25 protein-coding genes and 1 tRNA gene are annotated in these 21727 nt (G+C 59.8%); 12 read left to right on the top strand and 14 right to left on the bottom strand.

Annotated features, from left to right (window positions below):
• The first annotated feature begins 131 nt into the window (after positions 1-131).
• Positions 132-1280, top strand: coding sequence for an L-threonine dehydrogenase (gene yiaY, locus AC1RBR_RS06810; RefSeq protein WP_492563559.1), 1149 nt, complete (start codon positions 132-134; stop codon positions 1278-1280).
• Here yiaY and AC1RBR_RS06815 read toward each other — a convergent pair.
• The 3 genes from AC1RBR_RS06815 to AC1RBR_RS06825 form a co-directional block, all read right to left on the bottom strand.
• The gene (locus AC1RBR_RS06815) at positions 1277-2443 is read right to left on the bottom strand and encodes an MFS transporter (RefSeq protein WP_492563560.1); all 1167 of its coding nucleotides are present in this window, start codon (positions 2441-2443) and stop codon (positions 1277-1279) included. The two genes, yiaY and AC1RBR_RS06815, sit on opposite strands and share 4 nt — an antisense overlap.
• A gap of 14 nt (positions 2444-2457) precedes the next feature.
• On the bottom strand, positions 2458-3693 hold the full coding sequence (locus AC1RBR_RS06820) for an aminotransferase class I/II-fold pyridoxal phosphate-dependent enzyme (RefSeq protein ID WP_492563562.1): 1236 nt from the start codon (positions 3691-3693) through the stop codon (positions 2458-2460).
• Between the two features lie 171 nt (positions 3694-3864).
• On the bottom strand, positions 3865-4353 hold the full coding sequence (locus AC1RBR_RS06825) for a DMT family transporter (protein WP_336840910.1): 489 nt from the start codon (positions 4351-4353) through the stop codon (positions 3865-3867).
• Between the two features lie 77 nt (positions 4354-4430).
• Here AC1RBR_RS06825 and AC1RBR_RS06830 point away from each other — a divergent pair, with 77 nt between their 5' ends.
• The 8 genes from AC1RBR_RS06830 (at position 4431) to AC1RBR_RS06865 (ending at position 10250) form a co-directional block, all read left to right on the top strand.
• Positions 4431-5342 (top strand): LysR family transcriptional regulator, encoded by a 912-nt coding sequence (locus tag AC1RBR_RS06830; RefSeq protein WP_492563563.1) that lies wholly within the window; start codon positions 4431-4433, stop codon positions 5340-5342.
• A 22-nt stretch (positions 5343-5364) separates the two neighbouring features.
• Positions 5365-6099, top strand: coding sequence for a PA3715 family protein (locus tag AC1RBR_RS06835; RefSeq protein WP_492563565.1), 735 nt, complete (start codon positions 5365-5367; stop codon positions 6097-6099).
• Between the two features lie 31 nt (positions 6100-6130).
• A complete protein-coding gene (locus AC1RBR_RS06840; RefSeq protein ID WP_492563566.1) occupies positions 6131-6847 on the top strand; it encodes a PA3715 family protein in 717 nt (238 codons plus the stop codon).
• Between the two features lie 3 nt (positions 6848-6850).
• Positions 6851-7267 carry a fosfomycin resistance glutathione transferase gene (fos, locus tag AC1RBR_RS06845; RefSeq protein ID WP_492563568.1) on the top strand — a complete coding sequence of 139 codons (417 nt, stop codon included), beginning with the start codon at positions 6851-6853 and terminating at the stop codon, positions 7265-7267.
• Positions 7268-7327: 60 nt separating this feature from the next.
• Positions 7328-7966: a LysE family translocator gene (locus tag AC1RBR_RS06850; RefSeq protein WP_492563570.1), complete on the top strand. Its 639-nt coding sequence runs from the start codon at positions 7328-7330 to the stop codon at positions 7964-7966.
• A 78-nt stretch (positions 7967-8044) separates the two neighbouring features.
• Positions 8045-9394 carry a sensor domain-containing protein gene (locus tag AC1RBR_RS06855; protein WP_492563572.1) on the top strand — a complete coding sequence of 450 codons (1350 nt, stop codon included), beginning with the start codon at positions 8045-8047 and terminating at the stop codon, positions 9392-9394.
• 118 nt (positions 9395-9512) lie between these two features.
• A complete protein-coding gene (locus AC1RBR_RS06860) occupies positions 9513-9671 on the top strand; it encodes a KGG domain-containing protein (protein WP_003222499.1) in 159 nt (52 codons plus the stop codon).
• 75 nt (positions 9672-9746) lie between these two features.
• Entirely contained in the window at positions 9747-10250 is a 504-nt protein-coding gene (locus AC1RBR_RS06865; protein ID WP_007963247.1) for a DUF4142 domain-containing protein, read from the top strand.
• A 134-nt stretch (positions 10251-10384) separates the two neighbouring features.
• Here the strand turns inward: AC1RBR_RS06865 and AC1RBR_RS06870 are convergent, their stop codons facing one another.
• Positions 10385-10795 carry a low affinity iron permease family protein gene (locus AC1RBR_RS06870; RefSeq protein WP_492563575.1) on the bottom strand — a complete coding sequence of 137 codons (411 nt, stop codon included), beginning with the start codon at positions 10793-10795 and terminating at the stop codon, positions 10385-10387.
• A 187-nt stretch (positions 10796-10982) separates the two neighbouring features.
• Here AC1RBR_RS06870 and tam point away from each other — a divergent pair, with 187 nt between their 5' ends.
• Positions 10983-11753 carry a trans-aconitate 2-methyltransferase gene (gene tam / locus AC1RBR_RS06875; protein ID WP_492563577.1) on the top strand — a complete coding sequence of 257 codons (771 nt, stop codon included), beginning with the start codon at positions 10983-10985 and terminating at the stop codon, positions 11751-11753.
• A gap of 126 nt (positions 11754-11879) precedes the next feature.
• On the opposite strand, the gene AC1RBR_RS06880 is transcribed toward tam, so the two are convergent.
• The 7 genes from AC1RBR_RS06880 to AC1RBR_RS06910 form a co-directional block, all read right to left on the bottom strand.
• Positions 11880-12608: a class I SAM-dependent methyltransferase gene (locus AC1RBR_RS06880; protein ID WP_492563579.1), complete on the bottom strand. Its 729-nt coding sequence runs from the start codon at positions 12606-12608 to the stop codon at positions 11880-11882.
• A 149-nt stretch (positions 12609-12757) separates the two neighbouring features.
• Positions 12758-13165 (bottom strand): type II toxin-antitoxin system HicB family antitoxin, encoded by a 408-nt coding sequence (locus tag AC1RBR_RS06885; RefSeq protein WP_095138523.1) that lies wholly within the window; start codon positions 13163-13165, stop codon positions 12758-12760.
• A 36-nt stretch (positions 13166-13201) separates the two neighbouring features.
• On the bottom strand, positions 13202-13381 hold the full coding sequence (locus AC1RBR_RS06890) for a type II toxin-antitoxin system HicA family toxin (RefSeq protein WP_007963251.1): 180 nt from the start codon (positions 13379-13381) through the stop codon (positions 13202-13204).
• A gap of 265 nt (positions 13382-13646) precedes the next feature.
• Positions 13647-13720, bottom strand: a tRNA-Gly gene (locus tag AC1RBR_RS06895).
• Between the two features lie 159 nt (positions 13721-13879).
• Positions 13880-14764: an alpha/beta fold hydrolase gene (locus tag AC1RBR_RS06900; protein ID WP_204895736.1), complete on the bottom strand. Its 885-nt coding sequence runs from the start codon at positions 14762-14764 to the stop codon at positions 13880-13882.
• A gap of 316 nt (positions 14765-15080) precedes the next feature.
• Positions 15081-15773, bottom strand: coding sequence for a pseudouridine synthase (locus tag AC1RBR_RS06905; RefSeq protein WP_481396681.1), 693 nt, complete (start codon positions 15771-15773; stop codon positions 15081-15083).
• 33 nt (positions 15774-15806) lie between these two features.
• Positions 15807-16037 (bottom strand): cysteine-rich CWC family protein, encoded by a 231-nt coding sequence (locus AC1RBR_RS06910; RefSeq protein WP_115986181.1) that lies wholly within the window; start codon positions 16035-16037, stop codon positions 15807-15809.
• Between the two features lie 606 nt (positions 16038-16643).
• Here AC1RBR_RS06910 and AC1RBR_RS06915 point away from each other — a divergent pair.
• On the top strand, positions 16644-17063 hold the full coding sequence (locus AC1RBR_RS06915) for a hypothetical protein (protein WP_253150859.1): 420 nt from the start codon (positions 16644-16646) through the stop codon (positions 17061-17063).
• A gap of 65 nt (positions 17064-17128) precedes the next feature.
• Here AC1RBR_RS06915 and dspII read toward each other — a convergent pair whose 3' ends face one another.
• On the bottom strand, positions 17129-18241 hold the full coding sequence (gene dspII / locus AC1RBR_RS06920; RefSeq protein ID WP_492563582.1) for an enoyl-CoA hydratase/isomerase DspII: 1113 nt from the start codon (positions 18239-18241) through the stop codon (positions 17129-17131).
• Positions 18242-18373: 132 nt separating this feature from the next.
• Here dspII and ung point away from each other — a divergent pair, with 132 nt between their 5' ends.
• Complete coding sequence (ung, locus tag AC1RBR_RS06925; protein ID WP_007963257.1) at positions 18374-19066, top strand: uracil-DNA glycosylase; 693 nt, start codon at positions 18374-18376, stop codon at positions 19064-19066.
• 119 nt (positions 19067-19185) lie between these two features.
• Here the strand turns inward: ung and AC1RBR_RS06930 are convergent, their stop codons facing one another.
• Positions 19186-20220 (bottom strand): AbrB family transcriptional regulator, encoded by a 1035-nt coding sequence (locus AC1RBR_RS06930; RefSeq protein ID WP_115986178.1) that lies wholly within the window; start codon positions 20218-20220, stop codon positions 19186-19188.
• A complete protein-coding gene (locus tag AC1RBR_RS06935; RefSeq protein WP_492563584.1) occupies positions 20213-21727 on the bottom strand; it encodes a tripartite tricarboxylate transporter permease in 1515 nt (504 codons plus the stop codon). The genes AC1RBR_RS06930 and AC1RBR_RS06935 overlap by 8 nt, the downstream gene beginning before the upstream one ends.

The following is a 21727-nucleotide window of genomic DNA, read 5'->3' on the forward strand; positions in this document are numbered from 1 at the left end:
AGGGCGGATGGACGGCGACTTTATCACGAGCGGGCATTGAGCCAGATCAACATCGGTGGTGACCGATCGGTCGATCCTGTGCACATCCGCCGTATCGGAGCAGTCGATTCGGCCCCAGTCAGGAGACGCGCATGAGCAGCACCTTTTTCATTCCGGCGGTAAACATCATGGGCAACGGATGCCTCGACGAGGCCATGGTTGCGATCCGCAACTACGGTTTTCGAAAGGCGCTGATCGTCACCGACGCGGGGCTGGCCAAGGCTGGCGTGGCGACCATGCTCGCCGAGAAACTGGCGATGCAGGACATCGATTCGGTGATCTTCGATGGCGCCAAACCCAACCCGAGCATTGCCAATGTCGAGTCCGGGCTGGGGCTGCTCAAGGACAGTCGTTGCGATTTCGTGGTGTCGCTGGGCGGCGGTTCGCCCCATGACTGCGCCAAGGGCATTGCCCTGTGTGCGACCAACGGCGGGCAGATCCGCGACTACGAAGGCGTCGATCAATCGAGCAAGCCGCAGCTGCCGCTGATCGCCATCAACACCACCGCCGGCACTGCCAGCGAGATGACCCGTTTCTGCATCATCACCGACGAATCGCGCCACGTGAAAATGGCCATCGTTGATCGTAACGTCACGCCGCTGCTGTCGGTCAACGACCCGGCGCTGATGGTTGCCATGCCGAAAAGCCTGACCGCCGCCACCGGCATGGACGCGCTGACCCACGCCATCGAGGCCTACGTCTCAACTGCGGCCAACCCGATCACCGACGCCTGCGCACTGAAGGCCATGACCCTGATCAGTAACAACCTGCGCCTGGCCGTGCGGGACGGCAGCGATCTCGCCGCGCGGGAGAACATGGCCTACGCGCAATTCCTCGCCGGCATGGCGTTCAACAATGCGTCGCTTGGCTACGTGCACGCGATGGCCCACCAGTTGGGCGGTTTCTACGACTTGCCCCATGGCGTGTGCAACGCCGTGCTGCTGCCGCACGTGCAGACTTTCAACGCGCCGGTCTGCGCCGAACGCCTGACTGACGTCGCCCACGCCATGGGTGCGGACATCCGTGGTTTCAGCCCGGAAGAGGGCGCTCAGGCGGCGATCAACGCGATCCGTTGCCTGGCCAGGGATGTCGATATTCCGGGTGGCCTGCGTGAACTCGGCGCCAAGCTCAGCGATATTCCAGTGCTCGCCACCAACGCGTTGAAAGACGCGTGCGGCCTGACCAACCCACGGGCGGCGGATCAGCGGCAGATCGAGGAGATTTTCCGTAACGCGTTTTAAGGGCTGACGCGCGTCGGCGTGAATCTCACACAGAGCATCGCGCCGACTGCAAGCAAACTGCATAACAGTGCCAGCGGCCACGCCGAAGGGCTAGCGACAAGACTGGCAATCGCGCCGATCATTGCCGCCATCAGTTGATGAATAAATCCGCTCAACGCCATTGCGTAAGCACCCGCAATCGGTGCGCCATCGTTGGCACGGGACAGGCTGATCGGGTAGTTCAGCGATTGTCCGAACACCGCTACGCAATAGGGCAGCCACAGCATCAGCGCGACGGAACTGGCTGTCAGACTGCCCAGCAGCATCACTCCGCACCCCGCCATCACCAGCACCACGCCCAACGTCATCAACCGGTGTTGACCCGTGCGCAGAACGAAGCGATTGACCACCAGTGCCCCGAGAAAGTATGCCGCACTGATCGGCCAGCCGAGCAGACCATAATCCACCGTAGACCAATTGAACGGTCCTTGCAGGATCAGTGGCGCAGCCGTGTTGAAGGCGATGATCACCCCGTAGCCGAGGCCTCCGGCCAGTGCCGGCAACAGGAACGCGCGATGAATCAGGATGCGCCGGTAAATCATCCATGCCGAAGCATTGGTTTGTGCCTCATCCAATGGCGCAAAATTGACCCGGGATACGATCATGGCCATCAGCAGGCACGTGATGCCGAGCAAGTAGAAGATTGCCTGCCAGCCCAGCGTGACCTGAATGATCGAACCCAGGTACTGGCCGATGCCTAGAGCCACCACGAACGAAATCGAAATCCATGACAATGCCTTGGCCAGCAGGTCGCCGCGAAAACTGTCGCGAATCAGCACCCGTGCCATCACCGAAATCCCGCTGGCGCCGACGCCCTGAATCAGGCGCAGTAACAGGAACGACTCCAGCGTCGAACCCAGCGGCAACGCCAGGTTCGCCACGCCATACAGCCCCAATGCTGCGAGTAACACAGGTTTGCGCCCGATACGCTGGGCCAGTGATCCCCAAAGCAGCATTGGCAGCGCCATGCCGACCAGATAAATCGATAAACCCCACGCCACTTGCGCAGGCCCCGCATGCAGATGGCCGGCAATCTCCGGCAGCGCTGGCAGGTAAATACTCATGCCCAACTGTGCGAGGAACACAGTGCAGCAGGTAATAAGAAGGGTGGCGCTGGCGTTCATCTATCGTCCCTGGCTCAGATGTCGAAATCGACGCGGTGTGTGCGCAACAATTCGCTGACTACATCGCAGAAACGTCGGATCAGCGACGGCTCCATATCAGCACGCAAGGTTACCCGAATGGCCGCTTTACCTTGGGCAACTACCGGGAAAAATACTGCGCTGGTGAAAAAGCCTTGCTCGGCCAGCTCGCTGGCGATGCGATTGGCCAGATCCGCCTGGCCGCAGTCGATCAAGCGGATTGCCATCGCGCTGTGGCATTGCTCTGTACTGATCAAACTGTCGAAGAGGCGGATATTAGCCTGGAGGCGGGCCTGTAGAGCGGCGAATTCGGCGGTGTAATGTAGACGAATTGACGCGCGGCCGGCGCCGATTGCCGCACAGTTGAGGCTTTGTGACCAATTGCTCGGGCCGCCATAACGCTGGATGATTTTTTTCTGGCGCTGGTTGCCAAGCATCACCAGTCCACCACTGGCGCCAAATGACTTGGCCAGCGACGCGACGATCACACAGTCATCTTCCAGCGTCTGGATTCTCGGGCGTATCAGACCGACGCCGTTATGGCCCACGGCTGACAACGCGTGTGAATCATCCAGATAAAGAAACAGCCCGTAACGATCCTTGAGGTACAGCAGGCCTTCCATGTTGGACACGCCGCCCATGCTGTAGGCGCCATCGCCAATATAGGCCACACGACCATATTGCTGGCAGATCTTTTCCAGGAAATTCATATCGTTGTGTGGACAGGTCATCACCCGGGTTTCGTCGGCGCATGCAGCTTTCAAGTGATTCATCGAGTAATGCGCCTGACGGTCAAAGACCATCGCTGGCGGGCGATTCTCGGTCAATACACCGCTGGCCAGCAGCGGCAAGATCCCGGCACTTGCAGCGCTGCAGGACAGGGTCGTCAGGCACACTGCATCGAACAACTGCGAAAGCTCGGTTTCGTATTTTTCGAGAATCCCCAGCTTGCAGCGATTTTTCGAGTTGGCGACGCGCAGGGTGCCAGTTTCCTGCAGTGCGGCGATTGCACCTTGGAGCAGGGCTGGGTGGTGATCAAGGCCAAGGTAGGACGTGGTACAGAAGTGTTGTAACTCCCGTCCGTATTGATCGAGCAGGTGGTTGGAACCCATGACCTCGACATTGAGCCCGGCGACTTTGCCGAGCTCGGCGTTTTCCCAGTCCTGGTTTGCCAGGGCGATGACTTTTCGATAGTTGGAATAAAGGTTTGGTGCTTGCTGTGTATGGTTCATCAGGGCATCCCTTGAGCGTGGCAATCCGTGGGTCGTTGCAATTTGTGTGTATTGCCAGACTTTACGGAACACGACTTCGGGCCTGAATCAGACACTTCCTGCAATACTGAGCGGAATTGGATATTTGCTTGTAGGGCGATGTTCTGATGCGGTGTCGGGCGCCTCCGAATCCTACCCGGCAGGTGCCAGATTCCTGCTCGCCGCCCCACCAAACTGAATCAACACCACCCCGCCAATCAGCAGCAACGCGCCCAACACCCGCGACGCCGTCAGCTGTTTCTCCACCAGCCCAAACAACCCGAAGTGATCCAGCAGCATCGACGCAATCACCTGGCCGGCCAAGGCCAGCGCAACAAACCCCGACGCGCCGAGCTTCGGCAGCAACATCACCGCCAGCGCCACAAAGCACACGCCGAACGCACCGCCAGCCCACATCCACAACGGCGCCTTGCTGATAAAACCCAGCGACGGCAGCGGCAGGCGCAACGCCAGAATCACTGGCAACAGCACCAACACACTCACCAGCAACGAGGCCAAGGTTGCCCATAGCGGATGGCCGAGGCCCCGCGCCAGATTGCTGTTGATCGCACTCTGAAACGGCACCACCGCCCCGGCAAACGCGGCCAGCAGCAATAAACCGACCCACTGCAACGTACTCATGATCACTCTCCAACAGGTTTTGCTGGACTCTAGGTTATTCGTCGCGCAGATTTAAATTCCGTTTTGTCATCCAGAACATGCACAAGATGAATGATCTGCGTCGTATCGATCTCAACCTGCTGGTCGTCCTCGACGCCTTGCTCTGCGAGCAACACGTCACTCGCGCCGCCGAGCGGCTACACCTTAGTCAACCGGCGGTCAGCCATGCGCTGGCGCGTCTGCGCGACTTGCTCGGCGATCCGCTGCTGGTGCGCGCCGGTTCGACGCTGGTGCCCACGGCGCGGGCGCTGGAACTGGTTGCGCCACTGGCCGAAGCGTTGGCCCAGGTGCAGTCGCTGCTGGCGCCGAACACTTTCGATCCGGCCACTGCGCGGCGAACCTTTCGTGTGGCGATGTCCGATTACGGCGCGGCCATCATCCTGCCCGGTCTGATCCGCACTCTGCGCCGCGAAGCGCCGGGCATCGACCTGCAAATCAGCCACGCCAGCCGTGAGGGCATGCTGGAGGGTGTGCTCAACGGTGACATCGACGTAGCCACCGGGGTGTTCCCGGAAATGCCCAACGAGTTGCGCAGTAGCGTGCTGTTCGAAGAGCGCTATGTCTGCCTGCTGGATCGTCGCAGCTTGCCGGCCGACGGCGTACTGGATTTGCCGACCTACCTGTCGCGCCCGCATGTTCTGCTGGAGATGCGCGGCAGCGGCACCCCGGAAATCGAACGGGCGCTGACCTCACTGCGCGAACGCCGCCGCGTCGCCATCAGCCTGCCGCACTGGAACGTCGCCCCCGAGTTGATCAGCGGTACGGATCTGATTCTCACGGTGTCGTCACGCAGCGTGCGCGAGATTGATCAGCAGGAGCTGATTGTGCTGCCGCCACCGTTCGAGATCGCGCCGTTCACGTTTGTGCTGGCGTGGCATAAGCGCCGGGGTGGGGATCAGGCGTTGAACTGGTTGAATCGCCGGATTGAGGAGGGGATAGTGCGCGGCTGAAAACGTTATCAAGGAGTGGGATGTGACAGTGAAGTCTGGATGGATCGGGTGGGTGGCCCTGAGTGGGTGGTTGATGGCGGGGCAGGTGTTGGCTGGTTGCGTGCCAACACCGATGGCAGGAGATCTGGATCTTTCTGTCTGCAAGGAGTGGCCTGCATATCCAGGATTAACCATCAACGCCACTGCACAGTTTAAGCGCGGATCCCCATCTGATGACCCAGAAGCGCTGAGTACCTACGATTTCGACTTGTCCGTTCTGGACTCCGCTCAATCGAAACCCATTGCGACTTATTACAAAGCGGCTGCATTTGTATTGGATGGCGTCAGTTTGCGAGAAATAACGCTCGATACGGCTCGCTACACACTGACTACCGATCTTCGTGCCTTTGGCGTACGTGCGTTATCCACTAATGGATCCCGGATCAATCCGATGGAAGAAAACCTGCTTTCGCTCTACGTGAAAGAGGGCGAAAAATTGCGCCCGGTATTGGATAAATTAGTGGTTTATCGGTATGGCGGCGAGTGGGATGGTGACTGCGAAGGCGAGCGATATGAGATTTCAAGAACGGTAGAAATCGCTAAAACGAGCTCTCTCGGCTATGCAGATCTGATTGTCAAAACCTTGGAGAAAGACACAACAAGTGTGGGGACGGGAGACGCATGTAAAACTAAAACCACTGACAACAAACCCGTTTTGACAACATTGCACTACGACGGAAAATCATACGTTTTGCCAAACGGTTTCCAAGGCCTGTAACCCGCCAGCCGACACTTATCAAGGAAGAACCATGCTTAACCCCACCAGACTCCTGATCGCCTTCGTTTTGCTGGCCATCACCACCCAAGCCCACGCCGCCTGCACCACCAAGAGTTTCGACGGCAAATCCATGTCACGCTGCAACGTCTGGCCGGCGTTCCCGAGTCAGGCGATTTCGGTCAAATCCACCTATCTGGCCGATTCTGGTGGTGACGATGCCGGGGCGTTCGATCTGGACCTGGCGCTCCTCAATGCGAGCAACGCCAAACCCATCGCCACCTACCGTAAGCCGGGCGCCTACAACTCTGATGCCGTGCGCCTGGATGATGTGCGCATCGACACGGCGCGCTACCGTTTGACGCCGGATATCCGCGCTTTTGGGCTGCGAGCCAAGTTCGTCCACAGTTCCCATGCCATTCCCTATGAAAAAACCGATCTGGCGCTGTATGTGCGCGAGGGCGACGAGTTACGTCCGGTGCTTGAGGGCCTGGTGGTCTTCAAGGACAACGGTGAGTTCGCGGATGACTGCGAGGGCTACAGCAAGAAAATCCGCCGAACGCTCGAGATCGCTCCAACGAACCACAATGGTTTTGCCGATCTGATCGTCACCACCAGCGGCAGCAAAATGAAAAACACCCGGTCCGGCAGTCAATGCGTTTCGAAAACCACCGAGCTGAAGAAAAAGCAGATCACCCTGACGTACGATGGCCAGCAGTACAACGTCCCCGAAGACCTCAGAGGTTACTGACCCATGCTCACCGGCCTCAACCACCTGACCCTCGCTGTCAGCGATTTGCCCCGCAGCCTGGCGTTCTATCGCGATGTGCTGGGTCTGCGCGTCGAAGCCACGTGGGACGCCGGTGCCTATCTGTCGCTGTCGGGGCTGTGGTTGTGTCTGTCGCTGGATACGCAGCGCAGCGGCGAGCCGTCCGTCGACTACACCCATTATGCGTTCAGCCTCGCTGAGGCGGATTTCCCGCTATTCGCGCAGAAGCTAAAAGCGGCGAACGTGCGGGAGTGGCGTGACAACCGCAGCGAAGGTGCGTCGTTCTATTTCCTTGACCCCGATGGTCACAAACTAGAGGCTCACGTCGGCGATCTCGCCTCGCGACTGGCAGCCTGTCGGTTGAAACCGTACTCAGGCATGCGTTTTTACGACGCGTCGTGATCAGACACATTGGGCTGATATAGACTGGCCATCATTTGTACTGGCGCCAGCAGGTTTTCCATGACTCCATCGCTACTAATGGCCGTTCTGGCCTCGGGTTTCATTTACGGCATCACGCCGGGGCCGGGTGTGCTGGCGGTGTTCGGCATCGGCGCGGCGCATGGACGGCGCGCTGGCGCGGGGTTTCTTTGTGGGCACTTGCTGGGGGATGTGGTCTGGTGCAGCACCGCGCTGATCGCCATCGTCGGTGCCCGGGAAATCGGCAGCACCGCGTTCGATGTGCTGGGCGTGCTCAGCGGCTTGTACCTGTTCTGGCTTGGCTGGCGGGCGGTGCGGGCCAAACGGCGCCGCGATGATCAGCCGCAGGGCGCGGCGCGTCAGCCGTTCTGGCACGGCATCCTGTTCGGTTTGACCAATCCCAAGGCCTACCCGGTGGCGGTCGCGACCTTTACCGCGCTGCTGTCGAGTCGTGCCGAACTGCTCAACTGGTCGATGCTGCCGGCGCTGATCGCCCTGAGCTTTCTCGGCGGATTGCTGGCTTACGCTATCTTGATCGGCGTTGTCGGCGCCCGACGGGTGCGCACGCTGTATCAGCGTCACGAGTTGATGATCACCCGCCTGTGCGGGGTAATGTTCATCGGTTTTGCCATCAATGCGCTGCTGCATGCGCTGCCGGGATTGCTACCGAACAAGGCATGAAATGATCTGCAGGGATGCATGACAAAGGGTCAGGGATGGTTGAACAGTGCTGCATTGTCCGGACACCTACGCTGAACCATGGAAAGCCGAAATTCCGCGCCGTTGGCGAGTTATATGGACCTGTTGCTCGATGCCGTCTGTGCGGTTGACAGGCAGGGCCGTTTCGTTTTTGTCAGTGCCGCCTGCGAGCGTATTTTCGGTTATACGCCTGACGAGTTGATCGGCCGGTCGATGATCGAGCTGGTGCATCCCGCAGATCGCCAGCGCACCCTCGCCGCCGCCCGCGACATCATGGGCGGCGAACCCAAACACAATTTCGAAAACCGTTACGTGCGCAAGGATGGCCGCATTGTGAACATCCTCTGGTCGGCACGCTGGTCAGAGGTCGATCAGTTGCGGATCGCCGTGGCCCGTGACATCACCGAGCGCAAGCAAGCGGAATCGCGTCAGGCTGCGCTGTATGCGATTTCCGAAGCGGCGCATGTCGCCGAAGACTTGCTGGCGCTGTTCAAACGCATTCACCTGATCATCGGCGAATGGCTGCCGGCGCTGAATTTCTCTGTGGCGCTGTACGACGAGCACTGTGCGCAGTTGAATTTTCCCTATCACGTCGACGATCACGAATTGCAGCCCGAGCAACCGGGCACCGTCACCGGGCGTTTGTGTGCGGAGGTCATCCGCAGCGGTCAGCCGATTCTGCTGACGCCGGACAGCCCCGACGCCTCGCCCGACTTCGCGGCGCTGGTGGCGGGGCAGGACTCACCGTGCTGGCTCGGTGTGCCGCTGAACTCGAAGAACGGCACCATCGGTGCGCTGATCGTCAAAAGTCTGCCGGGCGGCGAGCGTTACACCGAACAGGACAAGGAACTGCTGCAATACGTCTGCGCCCAGGTCGCCACCGCCATCGAGCGTCAGCAACTGCACGCGCGGCTCAAACGCATGGCGCAGTACGATCAACTGACCCAGTTGCCCAATCGCGGATTGCTCAAAGACCGCCTCAAGGCTGCGCTGGCCGGTGCCCGCGAAACCTCGGGAAACATGGCGCTGCTGTACGTCGATCTGGATCGCTTCAAACAGGTCAACGACACCTTTGGCCATGCGGTCGGCGACATGCTGCTGCAAACGGTGGCGAGTCGGCTCAAGGGCTGCGTACGCGATTCCGACACCGTCGCGCGCATTGGGGGCGATGAATTCGTGGTGCTGTTGCACAGCGTTCACGCCGCTGAAGACGCCGATAGCGTGGCCGGAAAAATTCGCCAGGTGCTGATGCAGCCGATGCGCCTGGACGGTCACAACCTGCACATCGAACCGAGCATCGGCGTGGCCCGTTATCCCGAACATGGCAGCGAGGAACAGCAATTGTTCCGGCATGCCGACCAGGCGATGTACGCCGCCAAACGCCTCAATCATGGGGCGCTGGATAGCTGAAGCATTGCGCGCCGTTCGTCGCGGCGCGGGCAACTTTTCTAAACCTTTGGCAGTCCGGCAATTCTCAATCTAGGCGGGCACCTGCTCGCCAACGATCAACACCAAGAGGAAGAGAATCATGCCTAATTCAAGAAACTCGAACTCGGGAAACTTCGCCAACGATCGAACCAAGGCATCTGAAGCCGGTCGCAAAGGTGGGAAAACCACCACCACGACAGTCGACAAAGAGCCTGCGAAAACCGAAATGGGCCGCAAGCCAGCTCAGAAGTCGAAGTAGTCGGTGAGGTAGTTTTGATTGAGAGGCGGGGGCGCAAGCCCCCGCTTGAATTTGCAGAGATAGGAGGGCGCGACCATGAGCCGGATGGCCACCCAGATACGTCGTTTCAGTTTTGCCACGCTGTTGGGTTTGTTCGCTGGCAGTGCATTCGCCCAGTCGCCTGCCGACTTCATCAACGATGCGTCCGCCAAAGGCATGGCCGACATCGAAGCCAGCCGTCTGGCGCACCAGAAATCCGAATCCAAAGAGGTCAAGGATTACACCATTGTCGTGATCAATGACCGCACCACGGCCAACCAGCATCTGGCGAAGATCGCGAAGAAACTTGATCTGCCGGTCGCGCCCCGTGAAGAAATCGCCGACAAGGCCAAGACCATGATCCCGCAGGTCAAGGACGGTGAAACCTTCGACCAGGCCTACGCCGCAAGCCAGGTGAAAGCGACCGAAGAGGCCATCCAGCAGATCCAGCAGGAAGCGCAGTCGACCGACGTGCCGGAAATCAAGGCGTTTGCTGACGAGACACTGCCAAAGCTGCAAAGCCATCTGGAAATGGCCCGAGCGCTGCAAGCCAGCCGCTGAGTTCGGATTTAACCAATTTCTGTGGCGAGGGAGCTTGCTCCCGCCGGGCTGCGTAGCAGACCTCTTCAGGGGTACTGCGCGTCCTGGCGGGAGTAAACTCCCTCGCCGCAAAGTTTGACCTGCTAGCGGTGCTTTCAGCAGTCATTCAAATCCTGCTTCGGCTTGCTCTTCTCCCCCAGCCCCTCAAGGTTGAACACCTCACTCTCGCCCAAACTGCGGTAATGCTTGCGCAGCGCCTCCAGTCGTTTGAGATCCAGCGATTCCAGACCGAGCATCGCATTCTGCGCCTCCTTGTTCACCCGCAATAACTCATCAAGCTTCAGATGCAGGATGTCTGTATCACGGTTCTGCGTGTTCTGGATCAGGAACACCATCAGAAAGGTGATGATCGTCGTCGAGGTGTTGATGATCAGTTGCCAGGTGTCATTGAAATCAAAAATCGGCCCGCTCAACCCCCACAGAAAAATCAGAATCAATGCACCCATGAAGGTTTTCGGGCTACCGGCCCAGAGGGCCAGGGTCTGGGAGATTTTCGCGAATTTCATTGCGGTGTTCCTTATTGGGAGAGCTTGAAATTCAGACATCCGGGGCGCGATGAAAATTCTACTTACAAATGGCGACTGCCAATAATTGTGAGGGCGAAGACATCCCTTGCAATAAGCCCGTCTGGAACTGCCCGCAGCGCTCCCTGTATTGTGACGAACCGCAGGAATGTCCCGACAGGAGAACGCAATGAGTTGGTCCGCCAGACAATACGTCGCTTTCGAAGATGAACGCACCCGCCCGGCTCGTGATCTGCTCGCGGCGATTCCCACGGTTCAGGCGCGATCGGTGGTCGATATCGGTTGCGGCCCGGGGAACTCTACCGAGCTGCTGGTGCAGCGTTTTGAGCAGGCGCAGGTCAGTGGCCTCGACAGCTCGCCGGACATGATCGCCGCGGCGCGCAAACGCCTGCCGCAGTTGCAGTTCGAAGTCGTGCAAATCGATAGTTGGGCGGATCAAGGGCCGTTCGATGTGATCTTCGCCAACGCCGTGCTGCAGTGGGTGCCGGATCACGCGACGTTGCTGCCGGCACTTACCAACAAGCTGTCGGATGGTGGCAGTCTGGCGATCCAGATGCCGGACAACCTCAACGAGCCTTCCCATCGACTGATGCGCGAAGTCGCCGCCAACGGCCCATGGGCTGCGAAACTGGCTGGGGCCGCCGGGCAGCGCACCGACATGGCGAGTGCCAGCGATTACTTCTCGATGTTGCGCCCGCACTGTTCGCGGGTCGATGTGTGGCGCACCACCTATCACCATCAGTTGTCCGGTGGAGCGGCGGGGATCGTGGAGTGGTTCAAGGGCAGTGGCCTGATTCCGTTTCTGAGCCCGCTGAGCGAAGAGGAGCAGGCGCAGTATCTGCAGCAGTATCTGGTGGCGGTTGCCGAGGCGTATCCGGCGTTGCCCGATGGTTCGGTGCTGTTGCCGTTTCCGCGGTTGTTTATCGTCGCGACTCGGTAAAGGCAAACACCAATTCTGTGGCGAGGGAGCTTGCTCCCGCTGGACTGCGAAGCAGGCCCAAGATCTTCAGGGCTCTTCGCGCCCCAGCGGGAGCAAGCTCCCTCGCCACAATGTATATGCCGCGAGTTAGCGCTGCACCGCCACCAACATCATCATTGGCCGCTCCCGCTCTTCAGCCAGCGCCGGTTGCGCCGCCACCTGCGCATCGCTCGGCCCCCATTCGTTGACATGGCGAATGGCAAAACCTGCCGCGATCAACGAATTCAACAGCGTGCCCATCGTGCGGTGCTGCTTGATTACCCCTTCGGCCAGCCAGTGGGTCACCCGCTCGCCCTCTATTTGATAGCTGTCCAGCGGCCAGCGCTTGTGACCGTCGCTGTCGACCAGCCAGCCCGGATTGCGCGGCGCCATGAAGATCGGGTGTTCGATGGAGAACACAAAATGCGAACCCGGTTTCAACGCCGCGTACAGATGAGCGAACAGTCCGGCCAGATCCTTGATGTAGTGCAGCGCCAGCGAACTGTAGGCCAGATCGAAACTGCAGGCCGGCAAGTCGAGGTGTTCAAGATCGGCACGTTCATAGCGAATGTTCGCCGCCGCAGTGGTTTCGCGCGCCCGCTCGAGCATCTTTTCCGAGACATCCAGCCCCAGTACATGGGCGGCGCCGTGCTCACTGGCCCAACGGCTGAACCAGCCATAGCCGCAGCCGAGGTCGACCACATGCAAATCGTGCATCGATGGCAGCAATGCCTTGAGCGCCGGCCACTCCGGCGCGGCGTCGAGGCCGCCTATAGAGCGGTTCATCTGGCTGTAGCCCTGGAAAAACTCCGGGTCGTCGTAAATATTTTGCGTCATGGTGGAAATGCTCTTTTGAGTTCGGTCATCAGCGGCACAGGGGCCGCGCCATGGAGTCCCTCGAAAGTCAAAACGCGTATTCGTCGATGGCCGCGCAGGGGGAGGGTGGTGGGTGATGGGGAAATGCTAGCGGAGGGCCCGATTTGCATTCAACCTTGCTGCAAGACCTTCAACGCTGCCGAAGCCAGAAACCCCGAACGACTTTTCTCTTCCGGGTGATGAAGCACATATTCATCAATGCGGTTGAGCAGATAGCCGGGTAGTGTGATGTTGAGTTTCTGCGCCTTGCCCAGGTATTTGGTAACGTCGATATCAACCACAGCCCAGGCACAACCGGCATACTGCGGGTTCGCTACGTGCACGCCAAGCTTGCTGGCTGGCGGGATCGACGCACCGTCCTCGGCCAGAATTTCGAAATGACCCTCAATGGCTTCACGAGCCATCGCGACGGCATCATCCAAATCATCCCCGGCAGAAAAACAGCCGGGAATATCCGGCACTTCCACTCCCCAGGCATGTTCTTCATCACCTATTGAAATTGCGATCGGGTAAAGCATGTTCGTGGACCTCCTGGACGCTGTCGGTGGAATGAGTCAAAGCAGCGCCTGTTTCAAAATGCTGATGGCCGTTTTTTTAAGCAGGTCCTTCTTTGGATGCGGCACCGTCACCAGACCAGGTTTTATGGGATGTTTAAAGTGGTGATGACTGCCTTTGACCCGCACCAGATACCAACCGTCTGCGACGAGTTGACCGATTAAAAAGCGGCTATTCACAACACCTCCTTGTGGTGTGCTTGGTGGGTACTATAACTACTGATTTTTTTTGATCAACACTATAACCACCGAGCGGTCATCGTCCTTTGATTGGCTCGGTGGCAAGATTCAGTCTAGGCTGGGGCGTCGCGCTGGGATGATGGGTGTGTTGCAGGCCTTTACGGGGCAATGCGGGCAAATCCCGGACACAAAAAAACCGGCCCTGTAGGCCGGTTTTTTCTGTTCCTGCATCCCCCGTCATAACACGACGTGAGACCCGATTGAGTGGAGCGGGTAGAGGGAATCGAACCCTCAACTAAAGCTTGGGAAGCTTTCGTTTTGCCACTAAACTATACCCGCTCAGAGCGGCTGACTTTGTACCAGAGTCGGGCGCGGATTTGAAGTTTTTCTTTTGCCCGCAGCGCGTTACAGCATTGAAAATGGTCATTCGCGGGCAAATCTGCAGGGCAATCAATGCTGGTTTTCCAGCCCCACAGACTCGCTCGCGACGACACTTCTTCAAATGGCCAATGCATGGTGATCCTGGACGAACGCGTAACGTGTTCGGCTCGACTGCGGTGACGGTTTCAGGAAGCTGAGCAGGGCGTTCTGGCTATCGCGACAGGCGGCCTTGTGCTCCATGTCGAGGAAATGCCCGGTGGCCTGCAGCGTGGTGAAGGTGCTGTGCGCCACGTGGTTGCCGAAAATCCGGGCGTCTTCGGCGGCGGTGTATTCATCCCATTCGCCGTTGAGGAACAGCACTGGCACGTTGATCTTCTTCGCCGCATTCAAATAGCACTGACGATCGCTGTGCAGTACGTCACTGATGTGAAAGTGCATCTGCCCGTATTCGTGCTCGGCCAGGCTGCTGACGTGGCGATAGTTGAAGCGCTTGAACAGTGACGGCAGGTGTTTGCCGATAGTGCTGTTGACCAGGTGCCCGACGCGGTCGCCGTCGCGCTGGCCGAGGTAATCGACACCGCGCTCCAGATAATCAAGCATGTGTGCGTTGATCACCGGCGAGAACGAGCTGATCACGGCTTTTTCGATGCGCCGCGGCTGGTGTGACAGGGCAACCAGGGTCGCCGCACCACCCCAGGAAAACGACAGCACATGTTCGGCGCCGAAGTGGTCGATCAGCTCCAGCAGGATCTGCCCTTCGACTTCCTTGGTCAGATGTTTCTCGTGGCGGTTGTGGATTTTCGACCTGCCCGCGTAGGGCTGGTCGTAGCAAACCACGTTGAATTGCGGGTGCAGGTTTTTCACAGTCTGTGCAAACGACGCAGTCGTGGCCATCGAGCCGTTGACCAGGATGATGGTCTTTTCTGCGGCGTCTGCGCGATAGAACTCCGTGTAAACCCGATACTGACCCTGTATATCCAGCACAGCGATTTCTGGCCTCATGTCATAAGACTCCTGGCAAGCAAGCGGGTATGCGCGCAACCAGAGATTGCACGAGCTTTGTGACAGGTAGGCATACGCCTGGAATTTGCCTGGCCCATGTCGATCCATGACTACGGTCGACGGGTGTTGTTATTGGCGGGCAGTCTGCCGGCTGAGGCGCAACCCAAGGGGCTGACGACCGGCAAAAAGTTTCTTGGAAGTATGGTGTGACTAATCGGTCACAATCTGGCCGACGTCCTGATTCAAGCAGTGGGATGGGGATCGCGCAAGTGCCGTTGGTAAATTGTTCGACAACTTCTGCTGAGCGGTCGCCGGCTTAGAACAAATGAATCTCTTCGGTGCGCAAAGCACGGTACTCGCCCGGTTTTAGCGCGTTATCCAGCGACAGCGGGCCCATGGATTCGCGGTGCAGACGCAGCACTTTATTGTTGAAGTGACCGAACATGCGCTTCACCTGATGGTAGCGCCCCTCGACGATGCTCAGGCGCGCCGCTCGCGGGCCGAGCACTTCGAGCTGCGCCGGTTGCGTGGTCAGGTTTTCGAAGGCGAAGTAGATGCCCTCGGCAAACGTGAGCGCGTATTGCGGCCCGATCTCCTGTTCGGTCTCGACGTAATAGACCTTCGGCAGTTTGGTCTGCGGTTGGGTCAGGCGTCGCGACCAGCTGCCATCGTTGGTGATCAGCATCAGCCCGGTGGTGTTGAAGTCCAGGCGACCGGCGATGTGCAGGTCGTCCTTGTCCGGTTCATCGATCAGGTCGAGCACGGTCGGGTGTTGCGGATCGCGGGTGGCGCTGACGCAGCCGGGCGGTTTGTGCAGCATGAAGTAGCGCGCCGGTTTGCCGGTTTGCAGGACTTCTTGATCGACTTCGACGCGGCTGAATTCCAGCACTTCGCTGTGCGGGTCGCTGACGACTTTTCCGTCGATCCGCACGCGCTTTTCCACCAGCAACAGGCGAACCTGCTGACGGTTGTAGCGGGGCAGGTTACTGAGGAAACGGTCGACGCGCATGGTCAGGAATCGGCGGATAAAGGGCCGCGTATCTTACGGGATCGGCCGCGCCGCTGCTTGCAGTTGCGCCTCGACCTGAGCGCAGCGCGGGCACAGGCAGGATTTGTCGCGCAGCGCTGCGGGCAAGGCTTCAAGCACGGCCGGATCGATGCTCACGCCATAGCACCAGCAGGCCTGGTCGGCGGTGCGCGGGTCGGCCAGACTGCAGTCGTTGCGTGCGCCACAGGCCGGGCAAAGGTCGGGTTTAGTGTCGGAATCAGGCATAAGACGAGTGAGGCATTTCCACGCAGGTGCGGTTACGGCCAGTTTGCCTGGCCCGGTACATCGCATGATCGGCCCGGGACGGCAGCGTGTGCAAGATGCATCCGCTTGCTCAGTGGTAGCACCCGATCAACACGTTCGGGAAATAACTGCTCCCTGAGTGGCGCGAATGGTCGTTGTTGTATTCCTGGGCCTTACGCAGACCAACTGTGGGAGCGGGCTTGCTCGCGAATGCGCTGTTCCTGCCACCTTGAAGTTGACTGACCCAGCGCTTTCGCGAGCAAGCCCGCTCCCACAGGGGATTCTCAGTGTGACTGACACCACTGATCTGCAGCTTTTCCGCGCCCGGCACTTGCCCCAGGCCAAACAGACAAAAACCGGGTCGGCTGCACTGTACTGCTGCGGCCGAAGGTCTTTCTGAAGGCTGTTAGCAGCGGCTGCATGACAGTGTTTTGCAAATGAACAGGATTTCATCAATCACATGTTTCAACTTGTTACGGAATCGCACCAGATTCGGAAAACGCTGTCAGATATTTCGTCAGTCACCGAATAAACGACTGATGCCTGCCAGCGTCGCTGGTGCGGCTACCCGCGGTCCAGGAGGCCGCCATGTATCGACGAATTCTTCTACTTGCTGCGATGATGTTTTCCGTTGCCGGTTGCGCTCCCTACTCCTACGCAGACAGTTATTACAGCTCGCAGGTCTACACCTCACCCGCGCCGGCCTACTACAACACGGGCGGCACTTACTACCGCGGCGGCAGCACCTATTACTCGGCCCCGCGCTATTACCAGGCGGCCCCACGCTACTACCAACCGGCTCCGCGTTACTACTCGGCGCCACGTTACTACCAGGCTGCGCCGCGGCACTACCAGCCAGCGCCGCGTTACTACGAAAGTCGTCGCTGGCACGGCAACGATCGTGGTCGTTGGGACGGTCACCGCGGTGGTGGCTGGGATCGTGACCGGGGCGGACGTGATCATCACGGCAATCGGGGCGATCACGGCGGGCGAGGCGGTCGCTGGTAATCATCCGCAACTAAAAAGCGGCGCATTGAGCGCCGCTTTTTTTGTGCCTGCAATTTGCCGGGCAATCAGTAAACCGTCAGATCCGCCAACGGATGCCGACCTTCCCAGACCTTGTGAAAATGCGCCTCGACCACCGCATCCGGCACATTGTTTATATCCGGCCAATGCCAGTGCGGTTTCTGATCCTTGTCGATCAGCCGCGCACGAACCCCTTCGCTGAATTCCGGGTGCCGGCAGCAATTGAGGCTCAGGGTGTATTCCATCTGAAACACTTCGGCCAGCGACAGATAGCGGGCGCGGAGGATCTGTTCCCAGACCAGATGTGCGGTCAGCGGCGAGCCTTCGCTGAGGGTTTTCGCGGCGCGGGCGATCAGCGGATCACTGCTGTCGCGTTGCAGGCTGATGGCTTTCCAGGCACAAGTGACGTCGCTGACGTCGAGCAGTTCATCGATCTGCTGACGCCGCGGCAGCCACTGCGCCTCGGGCATCTGCCCAACGGCCTCCTGTTGCAGGGCCTTGAGCAGACTGTTGAGCTGCATGTCGGTCTGTTCCTGCCAATTGAGTTGCAGCAGGCCTTCGATCAATTGCGGTTGCTGCTCTTCAAGCAGGAAACGATCGGCCAGATCCAGATCGATCGCATCGCGGCCGTTCATGTGCGCGCCGGTCAGACCGAGGAACAAGCCGAGCTTGCCTGGCAACCGTGAGAGAAACCAACTGGCACCGACGTCCGGATACAGGCCGATGGTGATCTCCGGCATCGCCAGGCGACTACTCGGCGTGACGATCCGCGTGCTCGCGCCTTGCAACAGGCCCATGCCGCCGCCGAGCACGTAACCGTGGCCCCAGCAGATCAGCGGTTTGGGGTAGGTGTGCAGGCTGTAGTCCAGGCGATACTCGGCGGCGAAAAACTGCGCAGCGAGTGGCGGGACTTCACCGGGATGGGCCCGGCAGGCCTCCACCAGACTGCGCACTTCGCCGCCGGCGCAGAACGCCTTGGCGCCATTGCCGCGCAGCAGCACGCAGACGATTTGTGGATCCTTGGCCCAGGCGTGCAGTTTGTCGCTCAGGGCGTTGATCATCGGCAAGGACAGCGCGTTGAGCGACTTTTCAGCATCCAGGCTGGCGATCCCGAGGCGGGCGCCGTCGGTGCCGGTAAGTTCTTCGAAGTGCAGATTCATCGTGACCTCGATCGGGAAATTGAGCGTTCAGTATGATCGCTGTGTGGGAAAGTGCCGGATCTGCGTCAGATCAATTGACAAGCGTGGTCGGCTTTCCTAGGGTTCGCCCCATTGTTTTTGCCGGGTATGACCATGACTGCTGACGACCGTATCAAACTCGAACCGAGCTGGAAGGAGGCACTGCGTGCTGAGTTCGACCAGCCTTACATGGCGGAGTTGCGCAATTTTCTGCAGCAGGAGCGGGCGGCCGGCAAGGAGATCTATCCGCCGGGGCCGCTGATTTTCAACGCGCTGAATTCGACGCCGCTGGATAAAGTCAAAGTGGTGATTCTCGGCCAGGACCCGTACCACGGCCCAGGCCAGGCCCATGGTTTGTGCTTCTCGGTGCAACCGGGCGTGCCGGCGCCGCCGTCGCTGGTCAACATCTACAAAGAGTTGAAGCGCGACCTGAACATCGACATCCCCAACCACGGCTACCTGCAGAGCTGGGCCGATCAGGGCGTGTTGATGCTCAACACCACCATGACCGTCGAGCGCGCCAATGCCAACGCGCACAAGGACAAGGGCTGGCAGTTCTTCACCGACCGGATCATCGAACTGGTCAGCGAACGGCAGCCGCATCTGGTGTTCATGCTGTGGGGCGCGCATGCGCAGAGCAAACAGAAGCTGATTGATGCGACCAAGCATTTGGTGCTGACCTCGGTGCATCCGTCGCCGTTGTCGGCTTATCGGGGCTTCCTCGGTTGCGGGCATTTCAGCCGGACCAACAAGTTTCTCGAGCAGAATGGTGAGGCGCCGATCGAGTGGAGGCTGCCGCCGGTCTGATCGGCTGACCGGGCCGGCCCCTTCGCGAGCAAGCCCGCTCCCACATTGGTTTTGCGGCATGCACATAACCAATGTGGGAGCGGGCTTGCTCGCGAAGAAGGCAACTCGGTAAATCAGTGTTACTCGGGATTACGATTCCAGTACTTGAACAACGGCTCCGCCAGAAACAGTACAAACAGCAGCCGCATCACCTGCATCGCCGTCACCAGCGGCACCGACAGTTGCAGGGTTTCCGCCGTCAGACTCATCTCGGCGATGCCGCCGGGCATCATGCCCAATGTCAGCGAACGCAGATCCAGATGGGTCAGTGCACTCAAACCCAGCGCGGCCAATGTGGCGATCAACATGGTCAGCGCCGTGCCGATCAGCGTACGGCCCATGAATGACGGTGCGCGGCGGAAGAACTGTCGATTGAAGTGACAGCCCAGCCCGCTGCCGATCAGCCACTGGCCGATCTGGCTGCCACCGTCCGGCAGGCCGATGTGCAAGTCCCAGGCAATGCTCACCGTGGCACTGACCAGCAACGGTCCGAACAGCCACGGATTGGGTTGACGCAAACGCTGCCAGAGCCAGGCGAGCAGGGCGCCTGTAGGAAACAGAATCGCCAGCCAGTGCCAATCGACGTTGCCAGCGTGGGAAATCGGTGTGCCGTCGCCCAACAGATACTTGAACGCGGCCGGCACGCACAGCACTACCACCAGCACCCGCAGACTCTGCCCCGCCGCGACATGGCTGAGCAGCGCGCCATTGCGCGCGCCGAGGTTGACCATCTCCCCGGAACCGCCGGGCATGCTCGAGAAAAATGCCGTGGCGCGATCTTCGCCGGTACGCCGCATCAACCACACGCCGACCACCGCCGACAGGCTGGTGACCAGTGCGCCGAAGAAAATCAAACCGAAATGACTCAGCACCTGCTCCATCACCAGCGGCGTGAAGTGCAGGCCGATGCCAATGCCGACGATCCATTGGCCGCATTTGCGTCCGCCGGGGATTTCCGTGAGTTGCCACGGGGTCAGGCAGCGCACGAGGATGATCGCCAGCAACGAGCCGACCATCCACGGCAGTGGCCAGCCGATCTGGCTGGCGATGAAACCGCCAAGCAGACCGACCAGCGGGGTCGCCCACCAGCTTCTGAGGGAGGAGCGATCAGACATCGGCGATGGCGCGTTGCGCCGCCGAACGTTTGCGCCAGATGCGCAGCAGCGGCATCAGCAACATGATCGCGGTCAGGATCCACACGCCGAAGGTGATCGGGCTCGACCAGAGGATTTCCAGCGCACCGTTGGAGATCGACAGCGCACGACGCAGGTTCTGCTCCATCAGCCCACCGAGGATGAACCCGAGCAGCACGGGCGACAGCGGGAAATCCAGCTTACGCAGGATGTAGCCGAAGATACCGATGCCGACCATCAGGAACAGGTCGAAAGTGGTCGCATGCACGGCGTAGACGCCGATCCCGGTGATGATCGCGATCACCGGCACCAGTGCCCAGTTCGGCACGGCGAGGATGCGGGTGAAGATGCGGATCATCGGGATATTCAGGATCACCAGCATGATGTTGGCGATGAACAACGACGCGATCAGGCCCCAGACGATGTCCGGTTGCTGTTGGAACAGCAGCGGCCCCGGGGTGATGTTGTACAGCGACAGCGCGCCGATCATCACGGCGGTGGTGCCCGAACCGGGTACACCGAGGGTCAGCATCGGCACCAGTGCGCCGCAGGCCGAAGCGCCGATCGCGGTCTCAGGAGCGGCGAGGCCACGGGCGTCACCCTGACCGAATGTGCCGCCAGTACCGGCGATGCGTTTTTCGGTCATGTAGGCCACGGCACTGGCCAGTGTCGCGCCGGCACCCGGCAACACGCCCATGATGAAACCCAGCAGGCCGCAACGGATGTTCACCACAAACACCGACGCCGCTTCCTTGAAGTTGAACATCATGCGCCCGGTGGCTTTCACCGCTTCCTGACCGCGATGGGTTTTTTCCAGCAGCAGGAGAATTTCACTGACCGAGAACAGACCCAGTACCAGCACCACGAACTGGATGCCGTCGGTCAGGTGAATGTTGTCGCCGGTGAAGCGGTATACGCCGCTGTTGGCGTCGATGCCGACGGTCGACAGGAACAGCCCGATCAGCGCCGCAATAAAGGTCTTCAGCGGTCGATCGCCGGCCATGCCGCCGAGGCAGACAATCGCGAACACCATCAACACGAAGTATTCCGCCGGGCCGAAGGCAATCGCCCATTTCGCCAGCAGCGGGGCGAACAGCACCATGCCGCAAGTGGCGATGAACGCGCCGATGAACGAACTCCATGCCGACAGCGACAGGGCGACACCGGCCAGACCCTGACGCGCCATCGGATAGCCGTCGAGGGTGGTCATCACGGTGGAGGCTTCGCCCGGAATGTTCAGCAGGATCGAGCTGATCCGCCCGCCGTATTCGCAACCCAGATACACCGCCGCCAGCAGAATCAGCGCCGACTCCGGCGGCAGGCCGAGGGCAAAGGCGATCGGGATCAGCAGGGCCACGCCATTGATCGGACCCAGGCCCGGCAACAGCCCGACCACGGTGCCGATCAGTGTGCCGGTCAGGGCCGTGACCAGGTTGTACGGACTCAGCGCGACGCCGAAGCCCTGACCCAAATAACCGAGAGTATCCAT

The organism is Pseudomonas sp. GW823-FHT01D03 (assembly GCF_058798255.1).

Coding starts and splice junctions, on each gene's coding strand:
- AC1RBR_RS06885 (WP_095138523.1), bottom strand. CDS start 13,165: ATGCTTTACCCGATCGCAATTTCAATAGGTGATGAAGAACATGCCTGG.
- AC1RBR_RS06905 (WP_481396681.1), bottom strand. CDS start 15,773: ATGCGCGTCGACCGTTTCCTCAGTAACCTGCCCCGCTACAACCGTCAG.
- fos (WP_492563568.1), top strand. CDS start 6,851: ATGCTCACCGGCCTCAACCACCTGACCCTCGCTGTCAGCGATTTGCCC.
- AC1RBR_RS06930 (WP_115986178.1), bottom strand. CDS start 20,220: ATGTCTGATCGCTCCTCCCTCAGAAGCTGGTGGGCGACCCCGCTGGTC.
- AC1RBR_RS06865 (WP_007963247.1), top strand. CDS start 9,747: ATGAGCCGGATGGCCACCCAGATACGTCGTTTCAGTTTTGCCACGCTG.
- dspII (WP_492563582.1), bottom strand. CDS start 18,241: ATGAATCTGCACTTCGAAGAACTTACCGGCACCGACGGCGCCCGCCTC.
- AC1RBR_RS06820 (WP_492563562.1), bottom strand. CDS start 3,693: ATGAACCATACACAGCAAGCACCAAACCTTTATTCCAACTATCGAAAA.
- AC1RBR_RS06880 (WP_492563579.1), bottom strand. CDS start 12,608: ATGACGCAAAATATTTACGACGACCCGGAGTTTTTCCAGGGCTACAGC.
- AC1RBR_RS06870 (WP_492563575.1), bottom strand. CDS start 10,795: ATGAAATTCGCGAAAATCTCCCAGACCCTGGCCCTCTGGGCCGGTAGC.
- AC1RBR_RS06855 (WP_492563572.1), top strand. CDS start 8,045: ATGGAAAGCCGAAATTCCGCGCCGTTGGCGAGTTATATGGACCTGTTG.
- AC1RBR_RS06815 (WP_492563560.1), bottom strand. CDS start 2,443: ATGAACGCCAGCGCCACCCTTCTTATTACCTGCTGCACTGTGTTCCTC.
- AC1RBR_RS06910 (WP_115986181.1), bottom strand. CDS start 16,037: ATGCCTGATTCCGACACTAAACCCGACCTTTGCCCGGCCTGTGGCGCA.
- AC1RBR_RS06935 (WP_492563584.1), bottom strand. CDS start 21,727: ATGGATACTCTCGGTTATTTGGGTCAGGGCTTCGGCGTCGCGCTGAGT.
- AC1RBR_RS06830 (WP_492563563.1), top strand. CDS start 4,431: ATGCACAAGATGAATGATCTGCGTCGTATCGATCTCAACCTGCTGGTC.
- yiaY (WP_492563559.1), top strand. CDS start 132: ATGAGCAGCACCTTTTTCATTCCGGCGGTAAACATCATGGGCAACGGA.
- AC1RBR_RS06840 (WP_492563566.1), top strand. CDS start 6,131: ATGCTTAACCCCACCAGACTCCTGATCGCCTTCGTTTTGCTGGCCATC.
- AC1RBR_RS06900 (WP_204895736.1), bottom strand. CDS start 14,764: ATGAGGCCAGAAATCGCTGTGCTGGATATACAGGGTCAGTATCGGGTT.
- AC1RBR_RS06850 (WP_492563570.1), top strand. CDS start 7,328: ATGACTCCATCGCTACTAATGGCCGTTCTGGCCTCGGGTTTCATTTAC.
- tam (WP_492563577.1), top strand. CDS start 10,983: ATGAGTTGGTCCGCCAGACAATACGTCGCTTTCGAAGATGAACGCACC.
- ung (WP_007963257.1), top strand. CDS start 18,374: ATGACTGCTGACGACCGTATCAAACTCGAACCGAGCTGGAAGGAGGCA.
- AC1RBR_RS06860 (WP_003222499.1), top strand. CDS start 9,513: ATGCCTAATTCAAGAAACTCGAACTCGGGAAACTTCGCCAACGATCGA.
- AC1RBR_RS06915 (WP_253150859.1), top strand. CDS start 16,644: ATGTATCGACGAATTCTTCTACTTGCTGCGATGATGTTTTCCGTTGCC.
- AC1RBR_RS06825 (WP_336840910.1), bottom strand. CDS start 4,353: ATGAGTACGTTGCAGTGGGTCGGTTTATTGCTGCTGGCCGCGTTTGCC.